The sequence below is a fragment of the Pseudomonas sp. FW507-12TSA genome (assembly GCF_058781435.1).
In genome coordinates, this window is the sequence record NZ_JBYSWT010000051.1 from 20,120 (window position 1) to 27,952 (window position 7,833).

Annotated in this window: 8 protein-coding genes; 5 read left to right on the forward strand and 3 right to left on the reverse strand. The window is 49.8% G+C overall.

Annotated elements, in window-relative coordinates; genetic code table 11:
* The first annotated feature begins 372 nt into the window (after positions 1–372).
* Positions 373–1,446 carry a nucleoid-associated protein gene (locus AC3WK8_RS31005; protein ID WP_103326926.1) on the forward strand — a complete coding sequence of 358 codons (1,074 nt, stop codon included), beginning with the start codon at positions 373–375 and terminating at the stop codon, positions 1,444–1,446.
* 5 nt (positions 1,447–1,451) lie between these two features.
* Positions 1,452–2,894 (forward strand): hypothetical protein, encoded by a 1,443-nt coding sequence (locus AC3WK8_RS31010; RefSeq protein WP_103326924.1) that lies wholly within the window; start codon positions 1,452–1,454, stop codon positions 2,892–2,894.
* 262 nt (positions 2,895–3,156) lie between these two features.
* Here the strand turns inward: AC3WK8_RS31010 and AC3WK8_RS31015 are convergent, their stop codons facing one another.
* The 3 genes from AC3WK8_RS31015 to AC3WK8_RS31025 all read right to left on the reverse strand — a co-directional run bounded on the left by AC3WK8_RS31015 (position 3,157) and on the right by AC3WK8_RS31025 (position 5,557).
* Positions 3,157–3,777 carry a DUF6216 family protein gene (locus AC3WK8_RS31015; RefSeq protein ID WP_256592450.1) on the reverse strand — a complete coding sequence of 207 codons (621 nt, stop codon included), beginning with the start codon at positions 3,775–3,777 and terminating at the stop codon, positions 3,157–3,159.
* A 407-nt stretch (positions 3,778–4,184) separates the two neighbouring features.
* Entirely contained in the window at positions 4,185–4,619 is a 435-nt protein-coding gene (locus AC3WK8_RS31020; protein ID WP_146043305.1) for a hypothetical protein, read from the reverse strand.
* Between the two features lie 2 nt (positions 4,620–4,621).
* Entirely contained in the window at positions 4,622–5,557 is a 936-nt protein-coding gene (locus tag AC3WK8_RS31025; RefSeq protein WP_103326922.1) for a ParA family protein, read from the reverse strand.
* A 562-nt stretch (positions 5,558–6,119) separates the two neighbouring features.
* Here AC3WK8_RS31025 and AC3WK8_RS31030 point away from each other — a divergent pair.
* The 3 genes from AC3WK8_RS31030 (at position 6,120) to AC3WK8_RS31040 (ending at position 7,583) form a co-directional block, all read left to right on the forward strand.
* Positions 6,120–6,401 carry a hypothetical protein gene (locus tag AC3WK8_RS31030; protein ID WP_103326920.1) on the forward strand — a complete coding sequence of 94 codons (282 nt, stop codon included), beginning with the start codon at positions 6,120–6,122 and terminating at the stop codon, positions 6,399–6,401.
* Between the two features lie 563 nt (positions 6,402–6,964).
* On the forward strand, positions 6,965–7,147 hold the full coding sequence (locus AC3WK8_RS31035) for a type II toxin-antitoxin system HicA family toxin (RefSeq protein WP_068588599.1): 183 nt from the start codon (positions 6,965–6,967) through the stop codon (positions 7,145–7,147).
* A gap of 34 nt (positions 7,148–7,181) precedes the next feature.
* Positions 7,182–7,583, forward strand: coding sequence for a type II toxin-antitoxin system HicB family antitoxin (locus AC3WK8_RS31040; RefSeq protein ID WP_103326918.1), 402 nt, complete (start codon positions 7,182–7,184; stop codon positions 7,581–7,583).
* The last annotated feature ends 250 nt before the right edge of the window (positions 7,584–7,833 follow it).

A 7,833-nucleotide genomic window follows, 5' to 3' on the forward strand; every position in this document is an offset into this window, starting at 1 on the left:
CGTGCCATTACGCCGGATATAGCTACTATTCAGTTAGCTCACATTTAGGGACATGAAATGGACTTCACCCTCATCATCGTGCAGATCTGGGGCACGTTTGTTTGGTTCATCTTTGCTGCCCTGTTTATTGGTCAGCTTAAGTCGCCGTGCGGTAGCGGACACATTGGCAATGTTCCTAGTGCGACTATTCGTTCATTGGCAACCGGGCAACCTAACCTGCCTCTGCCTGCTCAATGTCACCTCGATTACGCTAAGAGGCGGCGTAGGTCGACCACGAGTTCTTTTGCCTTACGGTATCGCATTGGCCTCATCTCTATGAAGGCGGGTGATTCTTGGAAGTAAAAATAAGAAAATCTCGAAAGGAGTGGCAACATGGTGGTACCACTGGATGGCGTCCTGAGTCAGGCACAACGCGAAAACTTGGAAATTGTCAGCTTCATCTTCCACATCATCGACTCAGATGCAGAGGAGGATGAAGACGTTATTTTCCTCGACGAGGTGCAACTGCAGGCCGCTCAAAAGAATTTTTTTCTGGATCGGCTGCGTGATATTGCGGAAGGCACGCAATATGTCTTCAAGCAAGACGCCGTAAACCTGAAAGAGAAGTGTCAACAGCTGATCGAGGCGCCGGATAGATTCATCGAGCTTTCACGCCAGATCACCACGGATTTTTCTGGCCGACATCGAGGGCAAATGTCGGCAGGCGTGTTCATCGTGTCAGTTGTTAGGTTTCTAGTGGGTGCACACGATTGGAGGCAGCTTGTTTTTTTAGTGAAGATGGACAAGCAACCCTCGTTTACTTACAGCTACGAAGAAAGAGATGGTCGAAGAGTGGCTGTTATCAATGAGGTTCAGAACTCTCTCAATGAGAGCAAGAACGCCATTCAAAAGAGCGCCTTAATAGATGTATCTGAACAATTTGCGTGGGATGTATTAGCTTTTGACCGAGTGAAGAAACCCGGGTTGAGTGACTATTTTAGAGCCTTTCTCGGCGTAACAGAGCGTCAGCAGGATGCGGTGTTAACGAGGACGGCCCATAGTCAGGTACGAAAATGGGCGAAAAAACTGACAGCTGAACAGCTCCCGCCAGGGGAGGATCTGAATACCTTTGCTGGCAGGTCGCTCAACTACCTTAATGACCACGACGTCTTTAACACAGACGATTACGTCAACGCTGTGGTACGTGACGAGGACGCTAACCGTAAGGCAGTCCTCATGGGATCTTTGCGAGAGGCTCTTGCCGAAACGGGCGTCGCAGGACAACAATTCCGACCCCAGCCTGGATCTTTACGTAATAGTGAGCGAAAGCAGGTGTATCAAACACTTGAGGGTGTCACCATTTCTTTTGAAGGCAGCCCCGAAGCGGTTGGTATGGCCATCGAGCAGCTAGGAAACGGCCGCGCCCGGGTTACCATTGAAACGAATCGGCTCAATGCCAAAGGTTAAGAATCATGCCCGCTATTGCGGATCTACTCAAAGCGACCCTTGAACTGCGTGGCCACGCAATGCAGTTCTTTGATGAGAGCTTCCGTCTAACGGTGGAGGGTGATTCGCTTAGTGGAGCCGTGAAAGCAGTTCTTCAACAGATCGACGCGCTAGCGAATCAACTTGGTATTGATGCACCTACTGTCATGATTTCTGGTGCGGCTGTGGATACGGCCGACCTGGCATCAGATACCTTTGATGAAGAGCCATGGAGTTTGACCTTTGGCAAGTCCCCACTCGCTCAGAAAATGTGCGCGAGGGACGACGAAAATACGCTGTTGTTCTTCACGACTGAAGGCTTCATGGAGTGGGCGGGTCGTATTGACCCGTTTCAATATCCCGGTAGAAATGAACCTGACCTGACTCGCCCGACGACGATACGAGTCAACGGACTGGCCGCTGCATTTGGTGGGCCATTGCTTTGGGTGTTACCACCGCTTGAACAAGCGTCTGACGGCCCAGCTAACAAGCTGCCTGATCAGGCCGATATTCATGGGTTGATCCACACCAATGCAGTGAAGCCAATTCGGGTTTGTCCGAGCGCCTATGCCCTATCTTGGGGGGATATCGGCGGTGCCGCAGCGAAGCCTCTCGCTCGTTTGAGTGCACGCGTCCTAGCTGCCTGTCTAGTTCAAGAACTGAAACACACTGACGATGGCTATTACGCCACTCTTCGGGGCACCAAAAGGCTTTCGTTGCCGCTCTACGACGACAAAGAGGTAAGTGCCGACGCCCTTTCTTTGTTGGCAGAGGCCGTTTGCTGGGTCTATGAGGAGCGCCCTGAGACCCGCCTGAGACTTGTCATGGATCGGTTGTCCATCGACATCGAGCAAGACCAGACGATGTTAACAGGAGCCGAGAAGTACCTTGCAGTAGCACTTCAACAAGCCCGAGATAGCTACACTTTTGTGATTCTCGACCGAAAGGATGCCTATCACAAAGAAGTTCGCGAACTCATGAAGGATATGAAGTCGCAAGCTGACCTATATGCGACCAAGGTTAGGGACTTGGTGAGCTCGCTTACCAGAGATATTCTCAGTGTCCTTGTTTTCATCGGATTTTCCTTCATCGGAAAATTTGATCAGAAAAATATTCACGCGTTGCTGGAAAGCACTGAATTGTCCTTGCTGGTAAAATTTCTAGCGGGTTACCTCGTGCTGTCTTGCGTTCTTCAGTTTAGCTCGCATCTACGAGATGCAAGCCTCGCATATCAAGAGAGCAGAACCTGGCTCGATGTGCTGCAGCATTACTCATCTACGTCTGATAAACAGGATAGATTTCTCACGCCTATCGACAAACGCCGAGTAACGCTTTTCTTTGCTATCGGAATTGTTGGGGCGATCTACGCAGCCCTTGCCCTAATTACTTGGAATCTCCGCTTTGTCATTGAGTTACTGCTTGCTCAGTAATAAACGCACTCTCTGATCACACAATCAGCGGACTTGACGCGCAATACCGAGAAATCTCTCTCAGAGAAATAAATTCATGGGCATTCAATTGGGATAACTCACAATCGACTGAGTACCATTTAATAGAATCATCTGATCACCCTCCAGCCCAGCATTAGAAATGGCGGAGTAAGCCATGTATTCTGAGTCAAGTTTCACGTAAAGCGTGCTGTCAATTGGCTTCAAAGGTGCTGAACCAGAGGGATACTCGTCACCATTTGACCTAGTCATAATAGTACCTTGCATATTCTGGAAGAGGGCTATCCCCGAAGCGGAGCTTTTTCTGGCTGCGTTTTTGAAACTCTATTGCGTATCGTCGCCTGTGACTTCCTTGCAGCACAGCAAGAGGCACAAGGAGCCAAGGGAGCGACAAAGTCCACGCCAAAATTTTCTGTTCTCTGATGGTTTTCGCTACTTGCCCTTTCCGGTTGTCCAGTAAAAGATAACACACAACCTTTTTATCCCATTCGTTGGATAATGGTGCAGACGTATTGTCAAGCAAACAATTGCCTGTGCTCATTTTCCAAGAGCCAGAAACATGCAGTGATTGCGGAAGGTAGGAGGTGAACGAAAAAGCATGGCTATCGGTAACCCAAAACCATTGGCCGGTTTTATTGACTTTAAATAATGCGGCACTGGGAGTGTAAATTGCGAAGAATACCAGTGCGGCAAATAACAAGACTATTACAATAAATGTTTTTACAAATTTCGGCTGAGGGATTTTGAATGTTTGCTCAGTAGGGTTGAAATAAGGGCGTGCTCGTTTGATCTCGTTCAGTCTTACGCCGGATCGGTCTGCCCAAGCGATTAATTTATCCATCGCATAAGGCGTTTTGACATTCAACTTGAATTTTAAATTGAAATAATCTAGATCTAGCTCTTGTTGCTGATGCTTTTTTTAGTTTTTTGTGATTGAAAGAGTGCTTCATCCCAATGAAATCAGATATCCGGTTTCTGATTATGGACAGGGACTCTGTAATTGTGCAAACATAAACTATGTATAATGCACTCATCCCCGCCACAAATAGAGGCGCGACTTTCTGCCATTTGTCCACAGATACCGAAATATAGCCAAAGAATTGTGGATCCATTACCTTATCCTATGGAAATTAAAAAATACGGTTTGGACTAATCAAGAATATTGGTATAGACATAGAGTAGGGAGTTTTCAAACCTCGAATGAGTTAGAGTACTCATCAGCCACAGCCGAGAACAAGCGCTGTGGCTTTAAAGTACAGTCACATCATAAAACTACTCTTGAGGTTCACTTTTGTTTTTTTCAGTACTGAAATTGCTATAGCCCTGAATCGCTTCAGATCTTTTCCTAGCCCCTACTGTCGCTTCAACTATTTTTTCAGCCAAAGTTTCAAACTTATCTGTTTTAAGAACAGAAACATCAAAAATTCGAGCGACATTTTCCAGGGTCTTTCTTGTTTTGAAATTCGAGCTCAGAAAAGTAAATGCTTCATTCCTGTCTTGAATCGAAAGTAGCTTCTCAGACAAAATTTTGATGCTGTCCTTACTTTCGGAAATTTCAGTCGAAGTTTTCCCGCGCCTACGAGAAATTTTGATATCAACAGAGAAATTCTCATCTGTAAGTTTAAGAAGGTCTTCATCACTCAAGGATTGCATTGCTTCAGCCAGACGGCGCAGAGCAAATGCTATGTCAAATCGTTCTTTTAGCATTATCATACTTCCTCCAGTGAATCCTCAAACTCTGCTACAAACTGACCAAGTTCCTCAACGATATTTGCATAGGTCCCACTAGCATGATATTGCAATACAGCGGGAATCAAACTCTCTGGGGCGCTGGAAAACATGGTCTTGTTTTCGCGAAAATAATTCTCATAAGTTGAAACTCCCGATCGCTTCGTTTGAGCGATATATTGTCGCTGAGCGGATATTGGCATTCCACTTGTGATCTGAATCATTGTAAAAACGACGCCAAGTATTTCCGGCGAAATGATGCTGACATTAGCATCCATGCTGGCGTATTCGTTAAACTCACGGACTAATTGACTAACGCTTTGCCTTAAGTAGTCAATTCCCAATGTTGATAGGTAATCTGGCTTTGCAGGGATCAAAATTTTATGACTTGCCACGATTGCATTCTTCGTAACTATATTAAAGTTAGGCGGGCAGTCAATTAATAGGATGTCGTAATCAGAGTCTATGGCTAATCGATCAATTGCATCGCGCAACTTGGCATGAACTTTAATGTAATTCATTTTTGACTGTTGCAGGTTCGCGCCACCCAACAGTGTTGCCAACTCAAGATCAACGTTAATTAGACCTAGGTGTGAGCAGATCAGATCAATATGGCCTGTGGCTCCCCCATTCTTTAATGATTGGTTGACTTGCGTTGGGGTGATAATGAACTCGGTCAAGGGCGGTGGTTCTTTTCCCTGCGATATCGCATCAAACCAAGATTTGATCGTATAAGACTCTTTGTATTTCTCATCCCATACATCTGGTTTAACGAAAGAAAATGTGAGACTTGCTTGAGCATCCGTATCCAACAGAAGGACTTTCTTTCCTTTGAAAGCGAGCTCTGCTGCAATATTAGAGGTTACTGTTGTTTTCCCTACACCACCTTTGTAATTTATTACAGCTACGACATCCATATTTTTGCTCCTAGCATACTATCGCTCTCGCAATGTCACCACGACATCACGTGAGACTAAGTTAGCAGCTTTGAAGTTTTGCGGGTAACCCTGTCTTGAAAAAACAGCCCGCTTGGCCTAAGTGGCGAGGTCCACTATGGGCCGGTAGCGGTTGCTTTCGAGCGTCCGCTTCTGACCGACAGCGGTCGCTCCAGAATGTCCGCTTTTGGCCGAAAGCTGCCTTTCAAGTCTGTCCACAAGGTCAGGGGCAACTCACCTGATTCAACAGTCGCTAATTGTTAAGACATAACCGCTCAAACATCTCACCAAATGCACGGTTGTCGCCCTCAAACCCCGCCCCTATAGTTCCACCTCGCAGAAACATCCGCGACGACCTTGGCCGGTCGAATTACAACGCAGCATCAGCGTCCACAACACCTTTGCAGTCACCTTTCCGGTGCCCGCGACAAGATGTTATGACGGCTGTGCGCGGTGATTCTCCGGTGGTCATATGCGCGCACAGCGGTCATTTTCTTCGTCGTCGGCAACTCAGGTGATTGCTCCATAAACAGGAGCTGTACCGATGATTGACCAGCCACTCTCGCGCTTTACCGCCGTCGACACCCACGACGCCAACCAAGCCGTTTTCTACCTCGACACCCAAGCCTCTCTGAACGATCTGGCCAGCAGTGCGGCCCATCGTTTCACCGTGGTGCGGGATCTGATGGACACGCTGTCCACGCTTAACCTGAAAGATATTGCCGACTGCGATCTGGCGCGGGTCACCCGAGGGGTGCATCTGCTCACCCGGGAGGGTTGTGCGGTGCTGGAGGTGATTCAGTGGCGCACGGCGCTGGAGAGCTGAGCGCCACTCAACAAGCGCGTAAAACGCGCTCGGCTTTGCTTCGGCCTTTGATCTGGCTTTGGCTTTTTGGCTTTTGATCTTGATCCACCTGCCCCTTTAGACACGATGGCCGAACGCAGGTATTGAGCCGTGGGTAACCCGGCAGGACGCCGGGTTAGCCGCGCTGGGCCATGGATGGCCCATTGCGGCGGCCCACGGAGCAATACCGGAGAGAGGGCATGCCGAGCCTAGGCGAAGCACCGAGTGAGGGGGCAAAGAGCCTTTGGTTACTTTGGGTTGGCCGGCATTCCGGGCCATCCAAAGTGACCCGCTGTAAGAGCGGAACCGATAGTGGCCGTGACCGCAGCAACGGATATGTACGCAGAACCGTATGGGCCAGCTGAGGTTTGGCGAGGACTGCGTCCTCGTACGCAGCCTCGCTGCGCTCGCCAGCGGCTACAGGTTTCGAGTGCATCTTGGAACACTAGACAAAGCATGATACATAACTCCAGACACACAAAATCAGCCGATTTACAATGCACCTGGAGTTATAAAGCACCTCTCACGCCGACAAGGAGATGGAGGTGCAAAGCAGACAGCTAATCAAGGAGCTTGAAGCCGCAGGATGGATACTGGATCGGATAACCGGAAGCCACCATCTGTTCAAGCATCCTTACAGACCCAACACCGTTCCGGTGCCTCACCCGAAGAAGGATCTGCCACGGGGAACGGTCAGGGCCATCCGGAAACTGGCCGAACTGATTTAGCACCTGCCCCCTTCACACCTATTGAGGAGATCCCATGCAATATCCCATCTGCATCGAATGGGGCGACGAACACACCGCCACCGGCATCCAGATTCCCGACATCCCCGGCGCAGTCACCGCCGGCGACACCTTCGAGAGCGCCTACAGCGCCGCCATCGAGATCGCCCACGTCATGCTCGAAGAACTGGCCCGCGCCGGGCAAGCCATTCCCCTGCCCTCACCCACGAGCAAGCACCGCGCCAACCCTGATTTCGCGGGCATGGGCTGGGGCATGCTGGACATCGACATCACGCCGTACCTGGGCAAGACCGAGAAGGTCAACGTCACCCTGCCCGGTTATGTGATTCAGCAGATCGACCGCTTTGTCCGCGAGCACAACATCAAGAGCCGGTCGTCTTTCCTGGCCGATGCCGCACTGGAAAAACTCGGGCGCTGAAAGGGGCTACAGGGGGCAGGCCAAGCGGTGTGAGGACGGTTGTGCTTGCTGCGCACCCCAGCGTGAGCAAGCTCCCTCGCCACACGGGCGGCGGCCTGCCAAATGACTGGGGCTACCGTAGAAAAAACGCCAGCCTCAGCGGTCACAGCCCCTTCTCACCTGATGACCTGAGCCAACCGCCCCGCCACGCCCACCGCCTGCTCCGCACTGTCCACATTGGTAAACCCCATCACCAACCCCTGCCTAACCC

Excerpts from the sequence above, each read along its gene's own strand:
- AC3WK8_RS31005 (WP_103326926.1), top strand. The coding sequence starts at position 373 with ATGGTGGTACCACTGGATGGCGTCCTGAGTCAGGCACAACGCGAAAAC.
- AC3WK8_RS31010 (WP_103326924.1), top strand. The coding sequence starts at position 1,452 with ATGCCCGCTATTGCGGATCTACTCAAAGCGACCCTTGAACTGCGTGGC.
- AC3WK8_RS31020 (WP_146043305.1), bottom strand. The coding sequence starts at position 4,619 with ATGCTAAAAGAACGATTTGACATAGCATTTGCTCTGCGCCGTCTGGCT.
- AC3WK8_RS31025 (WP_103326922.1), bottom strand. The coding sequence starts at position 5,557 with ATGGATGTCGTAGCTGTAATAAATTACAAAGGTGGTGTAGGGAAAACA.
- AC3WK8_RS31030 (WP_103326920.1), top strand. The coding sequence starts at position 6,120 with ATGATTGACCAGCCACTCTCGCGCTTTACCGCCGTCGACACCCACGAC.
- AC3WK8_RS31040 (WP_103326918.1), top strand. The coding sequence starts at position 7,182 with ATGCAATATCCCATCTGCATCGAATGGGGCGACGAACACACCGCCACC.